This window comes from Dyella sp., assembly GCF_051962475.1.
In the GTDB taxonomy this organism is placed as follows: Bacteria; Pseudomonadota; Gammaproteobacteria; order Xanthomonadales; family Rhodanobacteraceae; genus Dyella_A.
The window spans coordinates 19,404-41,960 of record NZ_JBQCCF010000041.1; the positions used below are offsets into that span (position 1 = coordinate 19,404).

Annotated in this window: 22 protein-coding genes; 9 read left to right on the forward strand and 13 right to left on the reverse strand. The window is 65.8% G+C overall.

Features of this window, described 5'->3' with window-relative positions:
• Nucleotides 1–4: 4 nt before the first annotated feature.
• Entirely contained in the window at nucleotides 5–1,096 is a 1,092-nt protein-coding gene (locus ACTHJF_RS09510; protein WP_440266894.1) for a glycosyltransferase family 4 protein, read from the reverse strand.
• A gap of 77 nt (nucleotides 1,097–1,173) precedes the next feature.
• The gene (locus ACTHJF_RS09515) at nucleotides 1,174–2,055 is read right to left on the reverse strand and encodes a glycosyltransferase family 2 protein (RefSeq protein WP_440266895.1); all 882 of its coding nucleotides are present in this window, start codon (nucleotides 2,053–2,055) and stop codon (nucleotides 1,174–1,176) included.
• Between the two features lie 158 nt (nucleotides 2,056–2,213).
• On the opposite strand from ACTHJF_RS09515, the gene pilB reads away from it, so the two are divergent.
• The 4 genes from pilB (at nucleotide 2,214) to coaE (ending at nucleotide 6,898) form a co-directional block, all read left to right on the forward strand.
• Complete coding sequence (gene pilB, locus ACTHJF_RS09520; RefSeq protein WP_440266896.1) at nucleotides 2,214–3,944, forward strand: type IV-A pilus assembly ATPase PilB; 1,731 nt, start codon at nucleotides 2,214–2,216, stop codon at nucleotides 3,942–3,944.
• A gap of 138 nt (nucleotides 3,945–4,082) precedes the next feature.
• Nucleotides 4,083–5,351, forward strand: coding sequence for a type II secretion system F family protein (locus ACTHJF_RS09525; RefSeq protein ID WP_440266897.1), 1,269 nt, complete (start codon nucleotides 4,083–4,085; stop codon nucleotides 5,349–5,351).
• 69 nt (nucleotides 5,352–5,420) lie between these two features.
• Entirely contained in the window at nucleotides 5,421–6,278 is an 858-nt protein-coding gene (locus tag ACTHJF_RS09530) for a prepilin peptidase (protein WP_440266898.1), read from the forward strand.
• An 8-nt stretch (nucleotides 6,279–6,286) separates the two neighbouring features.
• A complete protein-coding gene (gene coaE, locus ACTHJF_RS09535; protein ID WP_440266899.1) occupies nucleotides 6,287–6,898 on the forward strand; it encodes a dephospho-CoA kinase in 612 nt (203 codons plus the stop codon).
• 9 nt (nucleotides 6,899–6,907) lie between these two features.
• Here coaE and ACTHJF_RS09540 read toward each other — a convergent pair whose 3' ends face one another.
• The 3 genes from ACTHJF_RS09540 to ACTHJF_RS09550 form a co-directional block, all read right to left on the reverse strand.
• Entirely contained in the window at nucleotides 6,908–7,309 is a 402-nt protein-coding gene (locus tag ACTHJF_RS09540) for an NUDIX domain-containing protein (protein WP_440266900.1), read from the reverse strand.
• Nucleotides 7,309–7,797 carry a dihydrofolate reductase gene (locus tag ACTHJF_RS09545; RefSeq protein ID WP_431634142.1) on the reverse strand — a complete coding sequence of 163 codons (489 nt, stop codon included), beginning with the start codon at nucleotides 7,795–7,797 and terminating at the stop codon, nucleotides 7,309–7,311. The genes ACTHJF_RS09540 and ACTHJF_RS09545 overlap by 1 nt, the downstream gene beginning before the upstream one ends.
• Before the next feature lie 121 nt (nucleotides 7,798–7,918).
• Complete coding sequence (locus tag ACTHJF_RS09550) at nucleotides 7,919–8,713, reverse strand: thymidylate synthase (protein WP_440266901.1); 795 nt, start codon at nucleotides 8,711–8,713, stop codon at nucleotides 7,919–7,921.
• A 109-nt stretch (nucleotides 8,714–8,822) separates the two neighbouring features.
• On the opposite strand from ACTHJF_RS09550, the gene ACTHJF_RS09555 reads away from it, so the two are divergent.
• On the forward strand, nucleotides 8,823–9,833 hold the full coding sequence (locus ACTHJF_RS09555; protein WP_440266902.1) for a TIGR00266 family protein: 1,011 nt from the start codon (nucleotides 8,823–8,825) through the stop codon (nucleotides 9,831–9,833).
• Nucleotides 9,834–9,943: 110 nt separating this feature from the next.
• Here the strand turns inward: ACTHJF_RS09555 and lgt are convergent, their stop codons facing one another.
• Nucleotides 9,944–10,822, reverse strand: coding sequence for a prolipoprotein diacylglyceryl transferase (gene lgt, locus ACTHJF_RS09560; protein ID WP_440266903.1), 879 nt, complete (start codon nucleotides 10,820–10,822; stop codon nucleotides 9,944–9,946).
• A 199-nt stretch (nucleotides 10,823–11,021) separates the two neighbouring features.
• Here lgt and ACTHJF_RS09565 point away from each other — a divergent pair, with 199 nt between their 5' ends.
• The gene (locus tag ACTHJF_RS09565) at nucleotides 11,022–12,977 is read left to right on the forward strand and encodes a prolyl oligopeptidase family serine peptidase (RefSeq protein ID WP_440266904.1); all 1,956 of its coding nucleotides are present in this window, start codon (nucleotides 11,022–11,024) and stop codon (nucleotides 12,975–12,977) included.
• A gap of 69 nt (nucleotides 12,978–13,046) precedes the next feature.
• Here ACTHJF_RS09565 and ACTHJF_RS09570 read toward each other — a convergent pair whose 3' ends face one another.
• From ACTHJF_RS09570 to ACTHJF_RS09585, 4 genes are read right to left on the reverse strand one after another with little or no spacing between them, the layout of a single operon-like run.
• On the reverse strand, nucleotides 13,047–13,550 hold the full coding sequence (locus ACTHJF_RS09570; RefSeq protein WP_440266905.1) for a TPM domain-containing protein: 504 nt from the start codon (nucleotides 13,548–13,550) through the stop codon (nucleotides 13,047–13,049).
• A complete protein-coding gene (locus ACTHJF_RS09575; protein WP_440266906.1) occupies nucleotides 13,550–14,449 on the reverse strand; it encodes a TPM domain-containing protein in 900 nt (299 codons plus the stop codon). The genes ACTHJF_RS09570 and ACTHJF_RS09575 overlap by 1 nt, the downstream gene beginning before the upstream one ends.
• Before the next feature lies 1 nt (nucleotide 14,450).
• Complete coding sequence (locus ACTHJF_RS09580; RefSeq protein WP_440266907.1) at nucleotides 14,451–15,071, reverse strand: LemA family protein; 621 nt, start codon at nucleotides 15,069–15,071, stop codon at nucleotides 14,451–14,453.
• 60 nt (nucleotides 15,072–15,131) lie between these two features.
• Nucleotides 15,132–15,506, reverse strand: coding sequence for a diacylglycerol kinase (locus tag ACTHJF_RS09585; protein WP_431634150.1), 375 nt, complete (start codon nucleotides 15,504–15,506; stop codon nucleotides 15,132–15,134).
• Nucleotides 15,507–15,805: 299 nt separating this feature from the next.
• Here ACTHJF_RS09585 and ACTHJF_RS09590 point away from each other — a divergent pair, with 299 nt between their 5' ends.
• From ACTHJF_RS09590 to ACTHJF_RS09600, 3 genes are all read left to right on the forward strand, one after another.
• Nucleotides 15,806–17,359 carry a peptide MFS transporter gene (locus tag ACTHJF_RS09590; RefSeq protein ID WP_440266908.1) on the forward strand — a complete coding sequence of 518 codons (1,554 nt, stop codon included), beginning with the start codon at nucleotides 15,806–15,808 and terminating at the stop codon, nucleotides 17,357–17,359.
• Nucleotides 17,360–17,396: 37 nt separating this feature from the next.
• Nucleotides 17,397–18,674 carry an ATP-binding protein gene (locus tag ACTHJF_RS09595; protein ID WP_440266909.1) on the forward strand — a complete coding sequence of 426 codons (1,278 nt, stop codon included), beginning with the start codon at nucleotides 17,397–17,399 and terminating at the stop codon, nucleotides 18,672–18,674.
• A 75-nt stretch (nucleotides 18,675–18,749) separates the two neighbouring features.
• Nucleotides 18,750–19,337 carry a response regulator transcription factor gene (locus tag ACTHJF_RS09600; protein WP_440266910.1) on the forward strand — a complete coding sequence of 196 codons (588 nt, stop codon included), beginning with the start codon at nucleotides 18,750–18,752 and terminating at the stop codon, nucleotides 19,335–19,337.
• Between the two features lie 21 nt (nucleotides 19,338–19,358).
• Here the strand turns inward: ACTHJF_RS09600 and ACTHJF_RS09605 are convergent, their stop codons facing one another.
• From ACTHJF_RS09605 to ACTHJF_RS09615, 3 genes are all read right to left on the reverse strand, one after another.
• Complete coding sequence (locus ACTHJF_RS09605; protein ID WP_440266926.1) at nucleotides 19,359–20,414, reverse strand: isoaspartyl peptidase/L-asparaginase family protein; 1,056 nt, start codon at nucleotides 20,412–20,414, stop codon at nucleotides 19,359–19,361.
• A 64-nt stretch (nucleotides 20,415–20,478) separates the two neighbouring features.
• The gene (locus tag ACTHJF_RS09610) at nucleotides 20,479–22,056 is read right to left on the reverse strand and encodes a M56 family metallopeptidase (RefSeq protein WP_440266911.1); all 1,578 of its coding nucleotides are present in this window, start codon (nucleotides 22,054–22,056) and stop codon (nucleotides 20,479–20,481) included.
• Nucleotides 22,049–22,411, reverse strand: coding sequence for a BlaI/MecI/CopY family transcriptional regulator (locus ACTHJF_RS09615; RefSeq protein ID WP_440266912.1), 363 nt, complete (start codon nucleotides 22,409–22,411; stop codon nucleotides 22,049–22,051). Before ACTHJF_RS09615 ends, ACTHJF_RS09610 begins: the two co-directional genes overlap by 8 nt.
• Nucleotides 22,412–22,557 lie beyond the last annotated feature (146 nt).

Sequence of the window (22,557 nt, forward strand, 5' to 3'; positions counted from 1 at the left end):
GAGGTCACGGGATAAGCTCGCGGTACAGGTCCGCATGCTGCCGACCCACCTTCGACCATTCGTAGCCGCTGACGCGCTGAATCTGCGCCATGCGTATGCCGTCGCCCAGGCGACCGGGCGCAAGCTTTGCGTGCAAAGCCGCCGCCAGTCCCTGGACATCGCCGGGCTCGATGATCCAATCTGGTCCGATGGCCAGATCGGGCAGCCCCCCCAGATTGCTGACCAATACGGGGCAACCCATGCCGGCGGCCCGGCAGGCCGCCCCCGACTGGCTGGAAAATCGCTCATAGGGAAAGACTGCCATTTCGGCGAGCCTCAGCAGCGCGTCAATATCGTCGTCGGGAAGAAAGCCTTCGCGGAGATGCACCCGCCCGGCCAACTCGGGCATGGCCATTGCGGCTTTCAGCCGATCCGAGTCAGCTTTTGTTCCGAGCAGGGTCGCTGCTGCCTTGGCGGGATATCCGCGCCCCCCTTCCCATAGCCGCCCCGCGATCACAAGATCGGCATCGGCGACACGCCCGGCAACCTGGCTCCAGGCCCGCAATAACGTCGTGACCCCCTTATAGCCCCGCAGGTTACCGAACAGCACGACATAACGACGTCCGGCGTCAAAGCCAAATCGCTCATGATCGCCGACCCGTGCGCCCGGCATCGGGTTCAGGCGTATGCCGTGAGGGATGACTCTAGTATCTATATCCAGCCCCAACAGGCGCTGGCGCAGGCCTATCGCACCATTTACGTCGTGGACGATCAACGTATGGGCGGCCTTCAGCAGGCCTCGTTCGAATACATCAAAAAGCAGTAATGATTCATGCGGCGCGGGGTTGTGCACCGTAATAGCCACGCGTTTCCCTGCGCGTCTCGCCATGACGGCAAATGGCCAGAGGTACACTGCCAGCATCGATGACCAGTGCTGGATATGAACAACATCGGATGCGCGGCGTGCGATCCGGCGCCAGGAAAATGGATTGGCCCAGTGCAGCTCGCCCCGGCCTCCGGCATCGCCCTCCGTTGCAGGATGCAGTATTTGAGGGTACGCAGAGCGGTAGTCAATGGGATCCACGGTGAGATCATCGCAGCCGGCCAGCGCCGACAACAAAGCATCCCCATACGGGCTGAGTCCTCGCACAGGAACCCCAAACTGACAGACCAACTGGACTCGTCGCATGACATCTACTTCTTGTAGATGAGACTAGTGATCTGCTCCGAAACCAACCCGATCAGGAACACGATCACCGCGGCGCTCCACAGCAACGTGCTCATGTTGGTGAGTCGCCCGTCCTGCACGAATGTTTTGGCATAGTTGGCACATCCGATTAAAAAGAACACAAAACTCGTCGGCACAAACAATTTCAACGGCGAATACAGTGTCGCGATCTTGAAGATGATCAGCAAAAAGCGCAGTCCATCGCGCAACGGCCGAATATGGCTGGTGGTGCCATCGCGCTGGGCGACGTGGATGGGTTCATACGCCACCCCGTAGGCACTGCGAAAGAACGCCATGGTGCTGGTGGTGGGATAGCTGAAGCCGTTGGGCAGCAGGTAGATGAACTCGCGGAATTTGTCCGCCCGTACGGCGCGGAAACCGGAGGTGAGGTCGGCCACCTTGTGTCCCGTCATGCGGGAGGCCAACCAGTTATAGAAGGTGTTTGCCACACCGCGGCCGACACCGGCCTGCCCTTCCCACGAGCGGGCGCCGACCACCATGTCGTAGCCCTCTTCCAAGCGTGCCAGCAAGCGGGCCACGTCGGCGGGATTGTGTTGCCCGTCGCCATCCATAAACACCAGCACGTCGCCGGTGGCCGCCCGTGCCCCGCGCTTGATCGCCGCCCCATTGCCCATCGAATAAGGCGAGCCCAGCCTGATCACGCCGGCCTGCGCGCAGACCTCGGCGGTGTCGTCGGTGGAGCCATCGTCCACCACGATGATCTCGGCCTCGGGGTGACGCCCACGCAGCGACGGCAGCAGCTGGGCCAGCGCAACCGCCTCGTTCTTGGCGGGAAGAATGATGCTTAGATTCAACGGTGGGCTCCCCCGAGTCAGACCTTGGATCATAGCGCGCGAGTCTGCCGCAGCGCTGTGATGGGCGCCGCCTGCCGGGACCGAATCGTCGCATCCGGCGGGCGCTGGCCGAAGGGCGCTTGCAGCGGGCGACCGCACTGGTAGAGTGGGGTAAATTCCACGCTAATCAGCGGGCTGGGGCAGGTTTCACCATGGCATCTCAAGTGCAGACGGCGTCGCTTGCCGGGCTATCGGGCATGGCTCGCCGACTGGTGTCCGAGGGCGTAGTGCCCGAGGCCGATGTACGCAAGGCCGTCACCGAGTCGACCCAGGCCAAGGTCACCCTCGCCTCGTGGCTGCTCGACCATCAGATGGTGGACAACGCGCGCTTTACTCAGGTGGCGTCGGTGGAATTCGGCATGCCGATGATGGACGTGTCGGCGCTGGCGCCAGCGGGCATGCCGCTGAACCTGATCAGCGAGGCGCTGATCACCAAGCATCGCGCACTGCCGCTGTTCCGCCGCGGCAAACGGCTGTACGTGGGCATCGCCGACCCGATGCAGTCGCACGCCCTGGACGAGATCAAGTTCCACTCCAACTGCATGGTGGAGCCCATCCTGGTCGAGCGCGGCCAGTTGCAGCGGGTGATCGAGACCGCGCTTGCCGCCGCCGGCAACACCATCTCGGACATGGGCGGCGGCGAGCTGGACAACCTGGATCTGGAAACCAGCGGCGGCGATGAGGAGGCCGAGAGCACCGGCATCGATGCCACCGGCGGTGATGACGCTCCAGTGGTCAAGTTCGTCAATAAGGTGCTGGTCGATGCGATCCGCCGCGGGGCGTCGGACATCCATTTCGAGCCGTTCGAGACCCAATACCGCGTGCGCTTTCGTATGGACGGCATGCTGCGCGCGGTGGCCAGCCCACCGATGAAGCTGGCCAGCCGTATCTCCTCACGACTGAAAGTGATGGCCCAGCTGGACATCGCGGAGAAGCGCGTGCCGCAGGACGGCCGCATCAAGCTCAACCTGTCCAAGACCCGCGCGGTCGACTTCCGCGTGAGCACGCTGCCGACGCTGTTCGGCGAGAAGATCGTGCTGCGTATTCTGGATGGCTCGGCGGCCAAGATCGGCATCGAGAAGCTCGGCTACGAGCCGGAACAGCAGAAGCTCTACGTGGACGCCATCCACAAACCCTACGGCATGGTGCTGGTCACCGGCCCCACCGGCTCGGGCAAGACAGTCTCGCTCTACACCGCGCTCAACATGCTCAACACCGCCGAGCGCAACATCTCCACGGTGGAAGACCCGGTGGAAATTCGTGTGGAAGGCATCAACCAGGTACAACAGAACGTCAAGCGAGGCATGACCTTCGCCGCGGCGCTGCGCTCGTTCCTGCGCCAGGACCCGGACGTGATCATGGTCGGCGAAATTCGCGACCTGGAAACCGCCGAGATCGCGATCAAGGCGGCTCAGACCGGTCACATGGTGCTCTCCACCCTGCACACCAACGACGCCTCGCAGACCATCGCGCGACTGATGAACATGGGCATCGCGCCCTACAACATCACTTCGTCGGTGACCCTCATCGTGGCCCAGCGCCTGGCGCGCCGCCTGCACGACTGCAAGAAGCCGATCGAGCTGCCACCGGAGACCCTGCTGGCGGCCGGCTTCACTCAGAAGGACATCGACGAAGGGCTGACTGTCTATGAGGCAGTCGGCTGCGATGGGTGCAACGAGGGGTACAAGGGGCGTGTGGGCATCTATCAGGTGATGCCGATGTTGGAAGAGATCCAGAAAATCGTGCTCAAGGGTGGCAATGCCTTACAGATCGCCGAGGCGGCCAAGGAAGCTGGCATTGACGACCTGCGCGCTTCAGCGCTGAAAAAGGTTAAGCACGGCTTGACCAGCCTGACCGAAATTGACCGTGTAACGAAGGACTGATGCCGACACCAGAATCGTGCCCCCGGACACATCGACGTTGCGGGTGGCACCACGGATTCCAGTGCTGGAAATGACGTAGGCTAGTGAGGGTTGGACCAGCGCCAGGCTGGCCCAGGGCAGGATTGAGGGGGAAAACGCATGGCTACGGCTTCTGCAAACGCAAAGAGTGCGCGCGAGTTGGGCGCACAACGCGCCCAGGTGGGTCAGACGACCGTCTATGACTGGGTAGCCCTGGATAAGCGCGGCAAGCTGATGAAGGGGGACATGCCGGCCAAGAATGCGTCGCTGGTCAAGGCGGAACTGCGTCGCCAGGGAATGAACCCGCAGACGGTCAGGGAGCGAGGAAAGCCCCTGTTTGGAGCGAGCGGAAGCACCGTCAAGGCGCGGGACATCGCCGTATTCAGCCGGCAGATCGCGACGATGATGGCATCCGGAGTGCCGATGGTGCAGGCATTCGACATCATCGCAGATGGCCAAAAAAACATCCGCTTCAAGAACATGCTGGTGGACGTGAAGCAGACCATCGAAGGCGGTGCATCGCTGCACGAAGCGTTGGCCAAGTATCCAGTTCAGTTCGACGAGCTCTATCGAAATCTTGTGCGGGCTGGCGAATCCGCCGGTGTGCTGGACACGATCCTGGACACCGTGGCCACCTACAAGGAGCGCATGGAAGGCATCAAGAGCAAGATCAAGAAGGCTTTGTTCTATCCCATCATGGTGCTCGTGGTAGCTATGCTGGTGAGCATGATCATGCTCCTGTTCGTGGTGCCCGTCTTTGCGACGACGTTCCACGATGCAGGGGCCGAGCTCCCAGCTCCTACGCAGATCGTAATTGACGCATCGAAGTTCATGCAGCAGTACTGGTGGGTGGTGATCGGCAGCATCGTGGGTGGCATCGTGGCCCTCGTAATGGCCAAGAAACGCTCAGAAAAGTTCGCCCACTTCCTGGACCGGTTGATGCTCAAGTTCCCGGTTATTGGCAACATCCTGCGTCAGTCGGCCATTGCGCGCTTCGCTCGAACCCTCGGTGTAACTTTCCGCGCGGGTGTGCCCATGGTCGAGGCTCTGGAGGCGGTGTCAGGCGCAACGGGCAGCATTGTCTACAAGGACGCAGTTCTTTCGATGCGAGACGACATTGCCGTTGGCCATCAACTGCAGCTGGCCATGCGTCAGACCAACGTATTCCCGAACATGGTGGTACAGATGACCGCCATTGGCGAGGAATCGGGCGCGCTGGACAGCATGCTGTTCAAGGTAGCCGAGTTCTACGAGGAAGAGGTCAACAACGCCGTCGACACGCTTTCCTCTCTGCTCGAGCCGCTGATCATGGTGATCCTCGGCGTGTTGGTGGGCGGCATGGTGGTGTCGCTGTATCTGCCAATCTTCAAGCTGGCAGCGACAGTGTAAATTCGCATCTTCAAGCCCCTCTCCCGCCGGGAGGGGGGCTTTTTTGTTTCCTGTGTTGCGGGAATCTGCATGTCCGAACTTCCGCTGTCGATCTGGATCGGCGTTACCGCTGTGCTTGGGCTGCTGGTGGGCAGCTTTCTCAACGTGGTGATCCTGCGCCTGCCCGCCCGCATGGAGGCGGCGTGGCGCCGGGAGGCACACGATGTGCTGGGCCTGGAGCTCGAGGCGGCCGAGCTCCCGCCGGGCATCGTGCGTGAGCCCTCGCACTGCCCGCGCTGCAAGCATCCGCTGGCGGCCCACGACAACATCCCGCTGCTCGGCTGGCTGCTGCTCAAGGGGCGTTGCCGCTACTGCCGCGAGCCGATCTCAATCCAGTACCCGCTGGTGGAATTGCTGAGCGGGGTGTGCAGCGCGGTCATCGTGTGGCGCTTCGGCACGGGTTGGACGGCGGCTGCGGGGCTGGTGTTCACATGGACGTTGATCGCGCTGTCTGGCATCGATTTCCGCACCCAGCTCCTGCCCGACCAACTGGTCTATCCGCTGCTCTGGCTTGGCCTGCTGCTGTCGCTCAAACCCTTGTTTGTATCGCCTTCCGCGGCGATTCTTGCTGCCGCCATCGGCTACCTGAGCCTGTGGAGCGTGTACTGGGTCTTCAAGCTGCTCACCGGCAAGGAAGGCATGGGGCACGGTGACTTCAAGTTGCTCGCCGCGCTGGGCGCCTGGATGGGCTTGAGCTGCCTGCTGCCCATCGTCCTGCTGTCGTCGCTGATCGGCGCCCTGGTCGGCGGCACGATGATGGCGCTCAAGCGGCACGAGCGCGATGTGCCGATGCCGTTCGGCCCGTTCATCGCCGCGGCGGGATGGGTGTGGCTGGTCGCCGGCGATCAGCTGCTGGGCGCCTACCTGCATCTCACCGGACTGCGCTGAGGCTCCCGATGACGCGCTACGTGATCGCATTGACGGGCGGCGTGGCCGCCGGCAAGAGCGCGGTGACGCGGTGCTTCGAGGCACGCGGCATCCACGTCTACGACGCTGACGCGGCCGCTCGCGAAGTGATCGAGCCGGGTACACAGGGGCTTGCCAGCGTGCTGGAGGCCTTTGGCAAAGATGTGCTGGGCGCCGATGGCCGCCTGGACCGTCCGGCCATGCGGCGACGGATCTTCGCCGACCGCGACGCACGCCATACGCTGGAGGCGATCGTGCATCCGCGGGTACGCCAGTGGCTGCGTGACCGCGCCGATGCGGCCCCGGGGCCCTACTGCCTGTTGGCGATTCCCCTGCTGGTGGAAAACCTCGCGCATTACCGCTGGGTCGACCGGGTGCTGGCGGTGGACGTGCCTGAGGACGAGCAGATCCGCCGCCTGATGGCCCGCGATGGCGTGGATGAGCCGCTGGCCCGGCGCATGCTAGCCAGCCAGGCCTCGCGCAGCGATCGCCTGGCGATCGCCGATGACGTGATCGACAACAGCGGTCCGGAATCGGCCCTGCCCGCCCAGGTGAATGCGCTGGATGCGCGCTATCGGGAGCTCGCAGCGGCCCGCGCCTAACGCGGCCGGTCAACGCGCCAGCAGGTGACGCAGGATTTCCCGGTCGGCGGGAGCCAGCCGCTCGGGCAGCAGATCGGTCGGTAACACCCAGTCCAGCGCCTGCTGCTCCAGCGACTGCGGCACGCCCTGCCAAGCGAGCACCAGCCAGGTGTCGAGCAGCAGCTCCTTGCGGTCGTAACGCCACGGCAGAGCGAGCAGCGGCTCGGCCTCGATCACCTGAATGCCGAGCTCCTCGTGCAGCTCGCGGGCCAGTCCGTCTGGCGGGGCTTCGCCCGGATCGAGCTTGCCACCGGGAAACTCCCAGAATCCGGCCAAATGCTTGCCGGCCGGGCGCTCGCTGATCAGCACCTGCCCGTCCGGGCGACGCAGCACACCTGCCATGACGTGCAGGGGCGAAGACGCCACAGGCATCAGTGGTTGCGGATGTACTCGACCATGTCGAAGTCGTACGCGTGCTCGGCGTCCGCCTTATGGTGGGTGCGCGAGACCTCGGTCCAATCGCTGAAATGGACCCCGGGGAAGAACGTATCGGCGCCGTCGACGGCCGCGTTCACCCAGGTGAGATACAGCCGCTGGGCCACCGGCAGCGCCTCGGCGTAGACCTGGCCACCGCCGATCACCATGAGGCCGGTGCCGTCCGCGCGAGCACGCGCCTCCTCGATGGAGCGCACCGTGATCTGCCCCGCAAACGGCGCCTCGTGCCGCTTGGACAACACCAGGTTGGTGCGGCCCGGCAGCGGCTTGCCGATGGCGACGGCGGTGGTATGGCCCATCAGCACGTACTTGCCGAGGGTGAGCTCCTTGAACCAGCGCAGGTCGTCCGGCAGGTGCCAGGGCAGCTGGCCCTTGCGGCCAATGGCGAAGTTTTCATCGAGGGCGGCAATCAGCGAAACAGCCATGGCAATCCTTGGACCTGAGAGAGTGGCACGGCGCGTGAATGGGCGCCTCTTAGCCCCATGATAGTAACGCGCCGCGCCGCAGCGGGCATCCGCAAGATCGTGCAGAGCAGGCGAAATGCTGTCAGACGGCCACCGGCGCCTTGATCGCCGGGTGCGACTGGTACCCCTCGATGGTCACGTCTTCGTAGCGGAAATCGAAGATCGAGCGCACGTCTGGATTCAATGTCAGGTGCGGCAGCGGCAGCGGCTCGCGGCTCAGTTGCAGCTTCGCCTGCTCGATGTGGTTGTTGTACAGGTGCGCGTCGCCCAGCGTGTGGACGAAATCGCCCACCTCCAGGCCGCACACCTGCGCCACCATGTGGGTCAGCAGCGCATAGCTGGCGATATTGAACGGCACGCCGAGGAAGATGTCGCCCGAGCGCTGGTACAGCTGGCAGCTCAACCGCCCGTCCGCCACGTAGAACTGGAACATCGTGTGGCAGGGCAACAGCGCCATCTTAGGCAGCTCGCCCACGTTCCAGGCGCTGACGATGAGACGACGCGAATCCGGGTTGCGCCGGATCTCATCCACCACCCAGCGGATCTGGTCCACCGCGCCGCCGTCGGCGGTGGGCCAGCTGCGCCACTGGGCGCCGTAGACGGGGCCGAGGTCGCCGTTCGCATCGGCCCATTCGTCCCAGATGCTGACGCCATTTTCCTTCAGGTAGGCGATGTTGGTGTCGCCGCGCAGGAACCAGATCAGCTCATGGACGATCGAGCGCAGGTGCAGCTTCTTGGTGGTGACCAGCGGGAAGCCTTCGCGCAAGTCGAAGCGCATCTGCCAGCCGAACACGCTGCGCGTCCCGGTGCCGGTACGGTCGGATTTTTCGGTGCCGTGTTCCAGCACATGGCCAAGCAGGTCGAGGTAGGCTTGCATAGTGCAAGATTACCAGCGCCCGGCCCCCACCCGGGAGGCATGACAACGGTCACTGCCACCTGCCCCGCCCACCGCCTAGACTCCAGTGCTTTCTCCAGGAGGCACGGACATGGCCCAGTGGTACTTCAGCTACGGCAAGAACACCGACCGCGTCGGCCCGCTCGACGACGCCCAGGCGCGCGAGCAGGCCCGGCGCCAGCCCGATGGCTATTGCTGGCGTGAGGGGTTTACCGAATGGCAGCCAATCCGCACGGTCGCCGAGCTGGGCGGATCGACGATGATCACCCCGCCGCCGGCACCGCCCGTGCGCGCAAGCCAGGCCGACGAGATCGACTACCACATCGTCGGCACCGACATGCAGTTCGTCGAGATCGAGCTGGACCCGGGCGAGAGCGCGATCGCCGAGGCCGGCGCCCTGATGTACAAGGAAGCGGCGGTGCAGATGGATACCGTGTTCGGCGACGGCTCCACCGCCAGCCAGGGCGGCGGCCTGATGGACAAGCTGCTCTCCGCCGGCAAGCGCGTGATCACCGGCGAAAGCCTGTTCACCACCGTGTTCACCCACACCGGAAGCGGCAAGGCCAAGGTCGCCTTCGCCGCGCCCTACCCCGGCACGGTCATGGCGATGAAACTGTCCGAGCACGGTGGCCGGCTGATCTGCCAGAAGGACTCGTTCCTTGCCGGCGCGCGCGGCGTGCAACTGGGCATCTTCTTCCAGCGCAAGATCCTCACCGGCCTGTTCGGCGGCGAGGGCTTCATCATGCAGAAGCTCGAGGGCGACGGCTGGGTGTTCGTTCACGCCGGCGGCACCGTGGTGCAGCGCGAGCTCAAGGCCGGCGAGCGGCTGGACGTGGACACCGGCTGCGTGGTCGCCTTCCACGACACCGTGAACATGGACATCAAGCCGGTCGGCGGCATCAAGAGCATGCTCTTCGGTGGCGAAGGCATGTTCCTGGCCACGCTGACCGGCCCGGGCACCGTGTGGCTGCAGTCGCTGCCGTTCTCGCGCATGGCCGGCCGTATGCTGGCGGCAGCGCCGCAGGGCGGCGGCCAGCGGCGCGGCGAGGGCTCGATCCTCGGCGGGCTCGGCGACATCCTCGGCGGCGACCGCAACTTCTGACACCTGCCCCGGCTCAGGTCGGCGGCCAGCCTCCACTGTAGGAGCCCGCTCGCGGGCGATGCCTTTCGCTCCGGATCGTCAGAGCCAGAGCATCGCCCGCGAGCGGGCTCCTACGCCGCGGCGAGCGGCAGCACCGGCGCGCGCCGCGACATCGCGATCAACACCAGTCCCACCGCGATCAGCGGAATCGACTGCAGTTGCCCCATCGTCACCCAGCCCCACGCCAGGTAGCCGAGCTGGGCATCGGGCACGCGCACAAACTCCACCGCAAACCGGAAGCACCCGTACATCAGGGCAAACAAGCCAGAGACGAGATAGCGCGGACGCGGCCTGAGCGACACCAGCCACAGCACGGTAAACATCACCACGCCCTCCAGCGCCAGCTCGTAGAGCTGCGACGGATGCCGGGGCAGCCCGTTGAACTGTTCGAGCCGCTGCATCAGATCGGGGTGCCCCGAGGCCAGCGCCATATCCTCCTCGCGCGAGCCGGGAAAGATCATCGCCCACGGCACGTCGCCGGGCTTGCCCCACAGCTCACCGTTGATGAAGTTGCCCAGCCGACCCAACCCCAGACCCAGCGGCACCAGCGGCGCCACGAAGTCGATGGTGTCGAACGGATGCAGGCGGTGTCGCCGTGACCACCACCAGCCGGCCAGCACCACGCCGAGCAAACCGCCGTGGAAGCTCATGCCGCCGTCCCACACCTTGAACAGCGCCAGCGGGTCGTGCCAGATCCAGCCGATGCCGCCAGCGTAGTAGAACAGCATGTACCACACGCGCCCGCCCACGATGACACCCATCATCCCGTAGAAGAACAGGTCGCCCAGCGCGTCGCGACTCACCGGCAATCTCCCGTGCCGCCGTCGGTATTCGCCGAGGACCGCCACCAGCAGAAAGCTGGCCAGATACATCAGCCCGTACCAGTGCACCTGCAGTGGCCCGAGCTGGAAGGCGACCGGGTTGAAGTGAACGACGAAGGGAGCGGTCATGGCAGCACGTCAGGAAAAGGAGCGCCAGTGTACCGGCGAGCGAGGCCGGACCGGATAGCTGGCGCTGCACGATCCGGCGAGGGCCGTGGCTATACTCGCCACGGGGGATTCAAGGGAACCGCGCCAGCGAGGCGACGGTTGCCGGGCAGGGGGCTCCTCACTGCTCGGCATGCGATGCGGGAGCATTCAGGGGGAAAACATGTCGAATCACTTTCCGCGCAGGCTGATAGGCGCTGCGTTGTTGCTGTTGCCGCTGGCGTCGGTGGCCGCCGAGCTCATTCCGGTCGAGACCTTCGCCCGCCACGCCACCATCTCGATGCCGCGGCTGTCACCCGACGGACAGTCGCTGGCGGTGCGCATGGACGGGGAGGACGGCGCGCACGCTCTGGTGGTCTTCAAGGTCAGCGACATGAGCCGGCCGGTGAGCATGCTGCGCCTTCCCAAGTACGAGGTGCCGGCCAACTTCGTATGGACCAGCCCGACGCGCCTGATCGTGGAGAAGGGGCGCGGGTACGGTTCGATCGACAAGCCGATGCTGACCGGCGAGATCCTCGCCACGGACCTGGACGGAAAGCATCAGGATTACCTCTACGGTCGCGATTCGATGAAGTACGGGCGACGCGCGGCCAGCCGAGGCACGGACCGCGGCTGGGGCTTCTACGACGGCAAACCGGACGAGCCCAACGGCCATTTCTATATGTCCGCCGAGAGCTGGGACAGCAATGACCAGAGTTCGCTCTACGACGTGGACGCCGATCACAACACGCGGCACCTGATTGGCGATATCGGGGTGGCCGACATGAGCTTCATGGTCGGCAAGGATGGCACTGCGCATTACGCCTATGGGCGCAACGAGAAATTCGACTACGTCGTCTATCACCGCGAGGGATCAGGCTGGTCGCCGCTGACAGCTTCGCAGGTCGGCGTGAGTTTCGCCCCGCTGGAAAGCACGCCGGACGGCCAGCACGTTTATGCCTTCTTCAGTGCCGATGGTGGGCCCACCTCGCTGGTGGAGATGTCCGAGACCGGTGGCGATCGCAAGATGCTCGCGCCCGGCGACTTCGGCAGCGTGGGCGACATCGAATGGACGGCCAAACCCGCTCAACCCTTTGCCACGACACTGGCCACGGGCATCCCAACGCCGCGATACATCGATCCCAACGCGCCGATGGCCAAGCTGCACCGCGCCCTCAGCCTGAAGTTTCCCGGCAGCTATGTGAGCTTCGTGAACTTCAGCAGCGACGGGAGCGAGCTGCTGTTCGGCGTGAGCAGCGACCGCACGCCAGGCACGTACTTCCTGATCAACACCCACACCTACAAGGTGCAGAAGCTGTTCGACGCCGCGCCCTGGATCGATCCCAAGCAGATGGCCGAACGCCGTCCGATGACCTTCACGGCGCGTGACGGCACCAAACTGGAAGCGATCCTGACCCTCCCCAAGGGTGCCGACGAGAACAACCTGCCGATGGTGTTGATGCCGCACGGCGGCCCCATCGGCATCGAAGACACCTGGTTCTACGACGACGATGCGCAGTTCCTGGCCAGCCGCGGCTATCTGGTCCTGCAGATCAACTTCCGGGGTTCCGGCGGGCGCGGCATCGACTTCGAGCAAGCCGGCTACAAGCAGTGGGGCACCGGCATCCAGAACGACCTGATCGATGGCGTGAAGTGGGCCATCGCGCAGAAGTTCGCCGACCCCAAGCGCATCTGCATCTTCGGCGCCAGCTTCGGCGGTTACTCGGCACTGATGGCACCGATTCGCGCGCCGGGGATGTTCAAGTGCGCCGTCGGGTATGCCGGTGTCTACGACATGGCCCTGCTCTACAAGAAAGGCGACACCCATCAGAGCGAGCTGGGCCGCAATGCGATGCGCGCCACCATGGGCGCCGACGAAAACCAGCTCGACGCCAACTCACCGGCCATGCTCGCCGACAAGATCGACGTTCCGGTGTTGCTGATCCACGGCGAAGACGACCAACGCGCCCCGTTCGCTCAGTTCAAGGCCATGAAGGCAGCACTCGATGCGGCACACAAGCCGTACGAGTTCCTCACCAAGCCGGGCGAGGGGCACGGCTTCTACAGCGAAAAGAACAACGTGGAGCTCTACAACACCCTCCAGGCGTTCCTGGAAAAGCACATCGGCAAAGGAGCGTAGGACGCGACTGCGCAAAGCACGAAGGCCGCCCAGAGGCGGCCTTCGCTTTACCTGCGTCGATCGAGAGCCTTAGAGCAGAACCGGCCGATCCGGCAGTTCGTCGGAGTTGGTCCGGCCATCGCTCGGAAAATGCGCCTCCGCCAGCGTGTGCACCTGGGCGATGCCCGCCAAGCTACCCTCGCGCCAGCGGCCGGCCGAAAATTCCTCGCGCATCCGCGAGCAGATTCCCGACCATTCCTCCGGATCCACGCGCGCCGCCAAACCTCGGTCGGCCACGATCTCGATGCGACGCTCGGCCAGCAACACGTAGATCAGCACGCCCGTGTTGTGTTCGGTGTCCCACACGCCGAGCTGGGCAAACACCTGGTGGGCGCGCTGGCGGGCGGTGAGCCCGGACCACACGGCACCCGGCGCCAGCCGCGATTCCACGGCGAAGCGCACCTCGCCCAGATGGCGCCGCTCCCCTTCACTGATGGCCTGCGCCATCGCATCGAGCAAGTCTGCCGGAAAGCATCGCCGCAGATGAAACCAGCCACCGAATACGTTTCGCACCCATCGCTGCAGACGTTCCATCACCAACTCCCCGACGAACCGCCGCCGCCGAAGCTGCCGCCGCCGCCGCTGAAGCCGCCGCCACCGAATCCGCCGCCGCTGCTACCACCGCCGAAGCCGCCACCGCCGAAACCACCGCCGCCCAGGCCACCCCATCCGCCCCAGCCGCCGCCGCCGATGGAACGCCCGCCACCTCCGGGCATCAGCATCACGATGGCGCCGATGACGGCGCCCAGAACGCCCACGCCCACGGCCGCGGCCAGCAACCACAGCAGGCCGCCGGTGAGCGCCGCGCCCAGCGGCGTGCGCACGATCACGTGTGCCCGGCCGAACAGTCGGCGCAGGAACAGCGCCACGAACAGGCCGATCAGCATCGCGTGACCCAGGTCCAGCCCGCGGCTGCGGCGCTGGCTCGTCGGCTCGGGCGCCGGCAGTTGCTCGCCATCGATCAGCTTGATCAACGCGTCGACGCCGGCGTCCAGGCCACCGTAGAAATCGCCCTGCTTGAAGCGCGACTCGATGAACTCGCGCCGGATCCGCGCGGTGGCGGCATCGGGCACTGCACCCTCCAGGCCGTAGCCGACCTCGATACGGTCCTTCCGGTCGTTCTTGGCGACCAGCAGCAGGATGCCGTCGTCGGTACCCTTGCGGCCGATCTTGTTGGCCTCGGCCACGGCCAGCGAATAGCTCTCGATGTCCTGATCGCCGGTGGTGGGCACCATCAACACCACCAGCTGGGTGCCCTTTCGCTGCTCCAGCGCCACCAGCTTGGCATCGAGCGCATCGACCTGCTGCGCGGTCAGCGTGCCGGTGAGGTCGGTAACGTGCCGCGCCAAGGCGGGCACGTCCGCAGCCCGGGCCGGCGCCATCCAGGTCAGCGCCAGCGCCAGCACGAACAGGCGCGACAGGTGTCGCATCATCTCAACGCGCCGAGGCGGACGCGGCCGGTGCGGTCGTGCCGAAATCCACCTTCGGTGCGGTGGAGATCGCCTTCTCGTTTTCCACGCTGAAGTTCGGCTTCACCTTGTAGCCAAACATCTTGGCGGTGAGGTTGTTCGGGAAGGTGCGGATCATCGAGTTGTATGCCTGCACCGACTGCACATAGCGATTGCGCGCCACGGTGACCCGGTTCTCGGTGCCTTCCAGCTGCGCCTGCAGGTTCTGGAACAGGCCGTCGGCCTTGAGCTGCGGGTAGTTCTCGCTGACCACCATCAACCGCGACAGCGCGCTGCCCAGCTGCCCCTGAGCCGCCTGGAACTGCGCCAGCTTCTGTGCGTCGTTGACGGTGTCGGCGTCGACCTGGATCGAGCCGACCTTGGCGCGCGCCTCGGTCACCTCGGTGAACACCTTCTCCTCGTGCTGGGCATAGCCCTTCACGGTGTTGACCAGGTTGGGCACCAGATCGGCGCGCCGCTGGTACTGGTTGAGCACCTCCGACCAGGCTGCCTTCACCGCCTCGTCCTGACGCTGGATGGCGTTGTAGCCGCAGCCGGAGAGGCCGGCCACCAGAAGCAGGAGCACGCAGGTACGCACGAATTTCATGGTAATCACTCCCTCGATGAAACGGATGACGAGACGCGTTTGGACCGCATAAAGGCCGTACTAGATCCAGCGCGGCACCAGGATCAGCCCCCAGCACAGCATGGTGAACACCAGCAGCAGAAATACCGCCGCCGAGCCCATGTCCTTGGCGCGGCCGGCCAGCTCGTGGAATTCGGGGCTGACCTTGTCCACCACCGCCTCGATGGCTGAGTTGAGCAGCTCGCCGGAAAGCACCAGCACGGCCGGGAGCACCAGCGCGATCTTCTCCAGTGCGCCATGGCCCAGCCAGAGGCCCAGCGGCACCAGCACCACGGCCAGCATCGCTTCCAGACGGAAGGACGCTTCGTGGCGCCAGCCGGCCTGCAGCCCTTTCATCGACCAGCGGAAGGCGTTCCACAGCTGGCGGGGGTTGCCGCGAAATCCGCTGCCGGGCATGGGGCACTGTCTCCTGAATCATGAAAATCCGCGCAATTACCCGCTTGCGGCGGCCGGCGGAGCGCCGGTTGGACGGCGTCTTGGTCGGCGGATCATGCCATAGCCACCCGATCCACGAACCTCTGAGCGCACGCCAGGCCGCGCTGGGGCGACGTCGGAGGCGGCCGTGGCACGATGGCGCGGCGCAGCGACATGCAAAAACCGTATCGGGTACGCTTCGGCGGTTGTGACCCGTTCAGGGACGCGACTAGGGGCATCACCACGCGTGATGCCACGGCATGAACCCGCACGGAAACGACATGGCCCTTCAGAACCCGCCAGTCTCCCAGACACGCTCCTTCAGCACAGTCTTCCTCATCGAAATGTGGGAGCGCTTCGGCTTCTACGGCATGCAGGTGCTGATGGTCACCTACATGATGAAGAAGCTCGGCTTCATCGACAGCAAAGCGAACCTGGTCTGGGGTGCGGCAGCGGCACTGATCTACGCCACCCCGGCCATCGGCGGCTGGATCGGCGACAAGCTGCTGGGCACGCGTCGCACCATGTTGCTCGGCGCTGTGGTGCTGGCGCTGGGCTACGCGATGCTGTGGATTCCCTCCAGCAACCCGACGCTGCTGTACAGCGCGCTGGGCGTGATCGTGGTCGGCAACGGCTTCTTCAAGCCCAACGCCGGCAACCTCGTGCGCAAGATCTACGAAGGCGACGACACCAAGATCGACAGCGCCTTTACCATCTACTACATGGCGGTGAACGTCGGCTCGATGATCTCGATGACCGCCACGCCTTGGATCCGCGACCACGTGGCCGCGGCTTACGGCGACAACTGGGGCTGGCACACCGCCTTCGGCGCCTGCGCGATCGGCTTGCTGCTCGGCCTGATCAACTACTCGCTGATGTACCGCACCCTTGCGCATATCGGCTCGCCGTCGGACAGCCAGCCGGTGAAACCAATGCGCGCGCTGGCGCTGCTGGCCGCCTCGCTGGTGATGGTCGACGTGGTCGCCTTCATCCTGCAGAGCCTGCTGGCCGCCAAGATCTGCGTGTACCTGGCCGGCGTGGTGATCCTGGGCATCTTCGTACACCTGATCCGCAGCGCCGAGAAAACCGAGCGCGCCGGCCTGATCGCCGCGCTGGTGCTCACCGTGCAGACGATCTTCTTCTTCATCTTCTACGCGCAGATGGCGACCTCGCTGAACCTGTTCGCGCAGCGAAACGTCGACACCGACATGAACCTGCTCGGGTTCCACATTAACTGGATTCCCGAGCAGTACCAGAACCTCAACGCGATCTGGATCGTGCTGCTCAGCCCGGTGCTGGTGTGGATCTACAACGGCCTGGGCCGGCTCGGCCGCAATCCGTCGGTGGCGGTGAAGTTCGCCTGGGGCTTCGGCGCGGTGGCGGCCGGTTTCTTCATGTACGGCATCGGCGCCATCTGGGCGGTCAACGGTCAGGTTTCGTCCTGGGTCATGGTCGGGGGCTACGGCCTGTACTCACTGGGCGAGCTGCTGGTGTCGGGCCTGGGGCTGGCGATGATCGCTCGCTACGTGCCCGCGCGCATGGGTGGCTTCATGATGGGCGCCTACTACGTGGCCGTCGGCATCTCGCAGTACCTGGGCAGCGTGGTGGCCAATTACGCGCACATCCCCGAGGGGCTCACCGATCCGCTGCAGTCGCTGGAGATCTACACCAGTCTGTTCAACAAGCTCGGCGTGGTCGGCATCGGCTGCACCGCGGTCGCGCTGGCCGTACTGCCGCTGATGAACAAGCTCTCGGCCAGCCACGCCAACGACACGACGCACACCCCTCTGCCCGCTTCGCGCAGCGAAGAGAGCTACGACAACCCCACGCCCTGAGCCCGTCCGGCTCGCCCTCCAGGCGGGCCTTCCCACCATGACCTCTCAGCACTCCGCCTCGCCGCAGCGCTTCGCTCCCTCCGCACTCACCCGCACACTGGCCTGGTTGCGCCTGTGCGCAATCACCGGGCAGAGCAGCGCGGTGTTGGTGGCGGCCCTGTGGATGCGCATGGACGTGCCGGTATTGCCACTGCTGGTGATCATCGGCTTCCACGCCGTGTTCGCCGCGTTCGCCTCGTGGCGGCTGACCCAGCCGTGGCCGGTGCGCGAATGGGAGACGATCGGTCACATCGCCGTGGACACGATCGTGCTGTGGGCGCTGCTGTATTTCACCGGCGGCGCCACCAATCCATTCGTGACGTTGCTGCTGATGCCGATCGCGCTGGGCGCAGCGGCGCTCACGGTGCCGGCGCTGCTGGCGGTGTCCGCGCTCACCGGGCTGGCTTACCTGACGCTGCTGGCGCACTACGTGCCGCTGCCGCCGATCATGGAAGGCCCTGGCGGATTTGCCTTGCACGTGATCGGCATGGCGGTGAACTTCGTGATCACGGCGGCGCTGCTGGGCTTCTTCATCAACAGGCTGGCCACGGCCGTGCGCGCACAGCAGGGTGAGGTGCAGCGTGTACGCGAGCGGGCGCTGCGCGACGAAGGCATTCTCGCCATCGCCACCCAGGCCGCCGGTGCGGCGCACGAACTCAACACGCCGCTGTCGACCATGCGCACGCTGCTGCCAGAGCTGCGGCGCGAGCACGCGGCCAACACCGTCCTGGCCGACGACCTGGCGCTGCTGCAAGCGCAGGTGGAGCGCTGCCGAGGCATCCTTCGCGAGATGGTCGCCTTCGGCAAGGCGCAGCTCTCGCAGGAAGACGAGCAGATGAGCCTGGGCGACTTCGTGCGCGGCTGTCTGGAGCGCTTCCAGCTGCTGCGCCCCGAGGCCGAATTGGAGCTGGAACTGGACGCAGCCACCGCCGACACCGTGCTGCGCAGCCCGCCGGGCATGCGCCACGCACTGATCAATCTGCTCAACAACGCCGCCGACGCCTCGGCGATGCGCGGATCGCACGAGGTGGCGCTGCGCGTACGTCACCAGGAAGGCTGGCTGGAGCTGCGGGTGAGCGACCGCGGACCCGGCTTCATCGCCGGGCGGCCCGGTCGCGCTCTCGGACAGAGCCAGAAACAGGGCGGCCTCGGTCTGGGCCTCACGCTGGCCGAAGCCACCGCCGAGCGCCTCAGCGGTGAGCTCACCGTGGTCAGCACCGACCAGGGTGCCGAGGTCAGCATCCGGCTACCGCTCTCGGCGATCTCGGTGCCGTAATGCGCGACAGTGTGGTGCGTGCATGCGGGGCACGGCTCCGCGACAATGCACGCAGCTGATCCTTTGGATGCCGCGATGACCGATACAACCGCCCCCGTGTCTGCACGCCCTCTGCTCATCATCGACGACGACGCCACCTTCGGCCGCGTCCTGGCCCGGGCCCTGGGTTCTCGCGGGTTCGAAGTAATCCATGCCGCCAACGCCGACGAGGCGCGCGCGCTGACCCGGCGGCATCAGCCGCGCTACTGCGTGCTCGACCTGAAGCTCGGCGAGGAGAACGGCCTGCGCCTGATCCCCGACCTGCACCGCCTGGTGCCGGACATGCGGATCCTGCTGCTCACCGGCTACGCCTCGATCGCCACGGCGGTGGAGGCCATCAAGCGCGGCGCGCACGACTACCTGGCCAAGCCGGTGGATGCCGACGCGGTGGTCCGTGCGCTGGTCGATGGTGACGGCCCGCATGCGGACGACGACGAGGTGCTGGATGCGCCCGAGGCCCCGCTGGCGTTGCGTCGGCTGGAGTGGGAGCACATCCACCGCGTGCTCACCGAGTGCGACGGCAACATCTCCGAAACGGCGCGCCGCCTGGGCATGCACCGCCGCACGCTGCAACGCAAACTGAGCAAGCACCCGGTGCGCGAACGCCCCGATCGGGACGACTGAGCGGCCCGGCGATCGTCCCCTCTAGGGGCCGGCGTCGGACGCCGCATCGTCCGGTGCCGGCGCAGGCAGCAGCTCGCCGGTGCCGTCGTCCTCGTCGCCATAGATCGCCACGTGCGGGTGGCCCTGGCCGTCGATCCAGCCGCGGAACATGCCGTGGGTGTTGAACGGGATGGCGATGTGGCCCCGGTCATCGAGCGCGATCGCTCCGCCGCTGCCGCCCATGGCGGGGATTTCCTGGTTGATCACCTCGGCGGCAGCGCGTGCGATGGGCACGCGCAGCTGCGTCACGCGCGTGCAGATGGCGTGCGCGGCGACCGTGCGCATGTAGAACTCGCCCCAGCCCGTACCTGACACCGCGCACCCGGCGTTGGCATACGTGCCGGCACCGATGATCGGCGAATCGCCGACCCGGCCAGGCATCTTGTCGTTCATGCCGCCGGTGGAGGTGCCGGCAGCCAGGTGGCCGTAGACATCCAGCGCCACCGCGCCGACCGTACCGAAGTGCCGGGCGGTATCTCCATCGACGTGCGGCTGGCCGGCGGCGTCTTCCCTCAGCGCCTGCTGCAGTTGCTGCCAGCGCTCCTCGGTGCGGAAGTACTCCGGCTTCTCGCGGGCGATGCCCTGCGCCTGGGCGAATGCCTCGGCGCCGTCGCCCACCAGCATCACGTGGGGCGTGTGCTCCATCACGGCGCGGGCCAGCACGATGGGGTTCTTCACGTCCGACACCGCGGCCACCGAGCCGGCGCGCAACGTGTAGCCGTCCATGATCGCCGCGTCCATCTCCAGCGTGCCGGCGTGAGTAAACACCGAACCACGGCCCGCGTTGAACAGCGGATCGTCCTCCAGCACGGTCAGCGATGCGGTGACTGCGTCGATGGCGGGCTTGCCCGCCTTGAGCTGGGCATAGCCCGCCTCCAGCGCCTGGGTCAGCGCGGCGCGGATCGCCTTCTCACGCGCCGGCGGCATGTCACGCCGCAGCACGCCGGCGCCGGCATGGATCACCAGCACCGGGCCAGCCGCGTGAACCGCCGCCGAGAGACTGGCGGCAGCAAGAAGCATCAGCAGGCGCGGCGGCATCACGATCGTCTACTCCCCGGGGACGGCGAGAGTATAGCGATGCCGCCGTCTCCCTATGCCGCCGTCATTGCGGCTCGAAGCGCACCTGCTTGCCGTTGAACACCGGTTTCATGCCAACCAGGTTTCCAACTAGCCACAGCGCTTCAGAGGCAGGCACGCCCTCGAAGTTGCCGGCGACCGGCTGGGTCGCGCCCAGGCTTTGCGGATTGTCGATAGTGAGCCCCGCCTGCTGCGCAATGCTCTGCGCCACGGCCCGCGCCGAGTGGGTAGCAAAGTGGAACTGCACGCTGTTGTTTGCGACAGCGGTGGCGGGCTTTACACAGCCCGGCCAGGCGGTGACTTCCAGCTTGAGCGTGCGATCGATGGAGCGACCGTCCTTATCGGTCACGGTGTCGCCAGTCTGGATGCCGCCCGGCTGGCCCGGCTGCATGCGGATGCGCGGCGCTACAGGCTTGGTCAGCGAGCCACCGCTGAGGTCAGTGCGAACCTCCAGCTGGCCATGCTCGGCCGGCACCACGGTGATACGGCCGTGCCAGGGCGGCAGGTCGCCGGCAGCCTGCTCGTCGAGCGCATAGAACTGGCCGGCGCGGTAGCAGGCCGTACTGCGCGGCTGCAGCGGTCGGTCGTCCGCACTGACCGCCAAGCGCAGCGTGTACCCATCCGCGGTGGTGCCCGCCGGTAGATCGTCGGCGGGAGGCTGCCCCACGGAGCGGCCTGATCCGGCGGCAAAGACCAACTGGCCCAGGCCGAGACCAAGGATGACCAGCGCCGCCAGGCCATAGAGGCGACGGAGGGGACGGGGAGGGTTTTGCTTCAGCATGGCGATACGCTCCGTGATCGGGTGACGGGATGACCAGAGGCAGCCGACCGGCAAGGCGAGCCGGGACGACTGGGTTTTCAACATCGCTTGGGCGTATTGGCGCTTTCCAGCGGGGTGCTCACGCAGGACCGCGGCGTCGCAGGCCAGCTCCTGGTCGTAACGAAAGCGCACCAGCGCCCAGCCGCTGAGTGGCAGAAACCAGAACGCGCTTGCGAGCAGCAACGCGAACAGGCTCAGCCATATGTCGCGGCGGCGCGCGTGCATGGCTTCATGCGCCAGGATCAGCATCTGCTCGGCAGCTGAATAGTGCGTGTCGAAGTTGGCGGGAACGATGATCCTGGGCCGCCAAAGGCCTACCAGCGCAGGGCCAACATCCGGCCGCGCTGCGCGCCACACCGGCCATCGGTCGCTCTCGCACCCCACTCGCCGAGCCCCCGCCAGTTGTCGGCGAAAGCGCGCCTGTGTCACGGCCGCCCGTGCCAACATCATGAGTACGCCGGCGGCCCAACTGGCCAGTAGCAGCGTGCGCCAGTCCACCGAAGCCGTGACGGCTATCGGTGCGGAGAGCACCGCCGGTGCCGTGACGATGCGCACGACTACGGGCGGCAGGCGCGATGCCGTCGCGCCCGGCATGCGCGGCCAGGCCGCCGTAAGCAGCATCAGCGGCACCAGTGACCACAGTTGAAGAGCCTGCCCTGCACCGAACAGGCGCCGGCACGGCAGGCGCAGCGCCAGCACGATGGCAACCGCCGCCGCAAATACCAGCATCGCACTCCAGGCTTGGCTGAGCAGCGTCGCGGTGAAGGATGCAAAGCTAGTCATCGCCCAGCTCCTTGAGCAGCTGGCGCAGGTCCGCGATGTCCTTCTTCGAGAGCTTCTGCTGCTCGGAGAAGTGCGCCACCAGCGGTGCCACGCGGCCGCCGAACAGGCGATCGAGCAGGCTCTTGCTGGTCTGGTGCACGTATTTCTCGCGCGGCAGCAGCGGGCTGTAGAGATAACGGCGGCCATCACGCTCGGCCTTCACCGCCTTCTTCTTGAGGAGCCGGTTGAGCAGAGATTTCACCGTGCCCTCCTGCCACTGCTGTGCCACCCCGACCTCGGCGAGGATCTCTTCGGCGCTGCGTGGCGCGCTGCGCCACAGCACTTCCATCACGACGGCTTCGGCTTCGCTGATCATGGCGCCTCACGTTTACGCATGTAATCGATGGTTGATGTTTACATGCGTAATCGATAGCCGTCAATACGGCAGATCACGGCGCGAACCCTGCAGTCGCGCTCCCACGCGACGGCCGGATCGATCGCCTCCAGATACAGGCGGCCGTG

Coding starts and splice junctions, on each gene's coding strand:
- ACTHJF_RS09580 (WP_440266907.1), bottom strand. CDS start 15,071: ATGAAATTCGTGCGTACCTGCGTGCTCCTGCTTCTGGTGGCCGGCCTC.
- lgt (WP_440266903.1), bottom strand. CDS start 10,822: ATGACCGCTCCCTTCGTCGTTCACTTCAACCCGGTCGCCTTCCAGCTC.
- ACTHJF_RS09545 (WP_431634142.1), bottom strand. CDS start 7,797: ATGGCTGTTTCGCTGATTGCCGCCCTCGATGAAAACTTCGCCATTGGC.
- ACTHJF_RS09555 (WP_440266902.1), top strand. CDS start 8,823: ATGGCCCAGTGGTACTTCAGCTACGGCAAGAACACCGACCGCGTCGGC.
- ACTHJF_RS09610 (WP_440266911.1), bottom strand. CDS start 22,056: ATGACTAGCTTTGCATCCTTCACCGCGACGCTGCTCAGCCAAGCCTGG.
- ACTHJF_RS09585 (WP_431634150.1), bottom strand. CDS start 15,506: ATGCCCGGCAGCGGATTTCGCGGCAACCCCCGCCAGCTGTGGAACGCC.
- ACTHJF_RS09615 (WP_440266912.1), bottom strand. CDS start 22,411: ATGATCAGCGAAGCCGAAGCCGTCGTGATGGAAGTGCTGTGGCGCAGC.
- ACTHJF_RS09595 (WP_440266909.1), top strand. CDS start 17,397: ATGACCTCTCAGCACTCCGCCTCGCCGCAGCGCTTCGCTCCCTCCGCA.
- ACTHJF_RS09570 (WP_440266905.1), bottom strand. CDS start 13,550: ATGGAACGTCTGCAGCGATGGGTGCGAAACGTATTCGGTGGCTGGTTT.
- pilB (WP_440266896.1), top strand. CDS start 2,214: ATGGCATCTCAAGTGCAGACGGCGTCGCTTGCCGGGCTATCGGGCATG.
- ACTHJF_RS09540 (WP_440266900.1), bottom strand. CDS start 7,309: ATGCCTGTGGCGTCTTCGCCCCTGCACGTCATGGCAGGTGTGCTGCGT.
- ACTHJF_RS09590 (WP_440266908.1), top strand. CDS start 15,806: ATGGCCCTTCAGAACCCGCCAGTCTCCCAGACACGCTCCTTCAGCACA.
- ACTHJF_RS09600 (WP_440266910.1), top strand. CDS start 18,750: ATGACCGATACAACCGCCCCCGTGTCTGCACGCCCTCTGCTCATCATC.
- ACTHJF_RS09550 (WP_440266901.1), bottom strand. CDS start 8,713: ATGCAAGCCTACCTCGACCTGCTTGGCCATGTGCTGGAACACGGCACC.
- ACTHJF_RS09575 (WP_440266906.1), bottom strand. CDS start 14,449: ATGATGCGACACCTGTCGCGCCTGTTCGTGCTGGCGCTGGCGCTGACC.
- ACTHJF_RS09605 (WP_440266926.1), bottom strand. CDS start 20,414: ATGCCGCCGCGCCTGCTGATGCTTCTTGCTGCCGCCAGTCTCTCGGCG.
- ACTHJF_RS09530 (WP_440266898.1), top strand. CDS start 5,421: ATGTCCGAACTTCCGCTGTCGATCTGGATCGGCGTTACCGCTGTGCTT.
- ACTHJF_RS09565 (WP_440266904.1), top strand. CDS start 11,022: ATGTCGAATCACTTTCCGCGCAGGCTGATAGGCGCTGCGTTGTTGCTG.
- ACTHJF_RS09525 (WP_440266897.1), top strand. CDS start 4,083: ATGGCTACGGCTTCTGCAAACGCAAAGAGTGCGCGCGAGTTGGGCGCA.
- ACTHJF_RS09515 (WP_440266895.1), bottom strand. CDS start 2,055: ATGATCCAAGGTCTGACTCGGGGGAGCCCACCGTTGAATCTAAGCATC.
- coaE (WP_440266899.1), top strand. CDS start 6,287: ATGACGCGCTACGTGATCGCATTGACGGGCGGCGTGGCCGCCGGCAAG.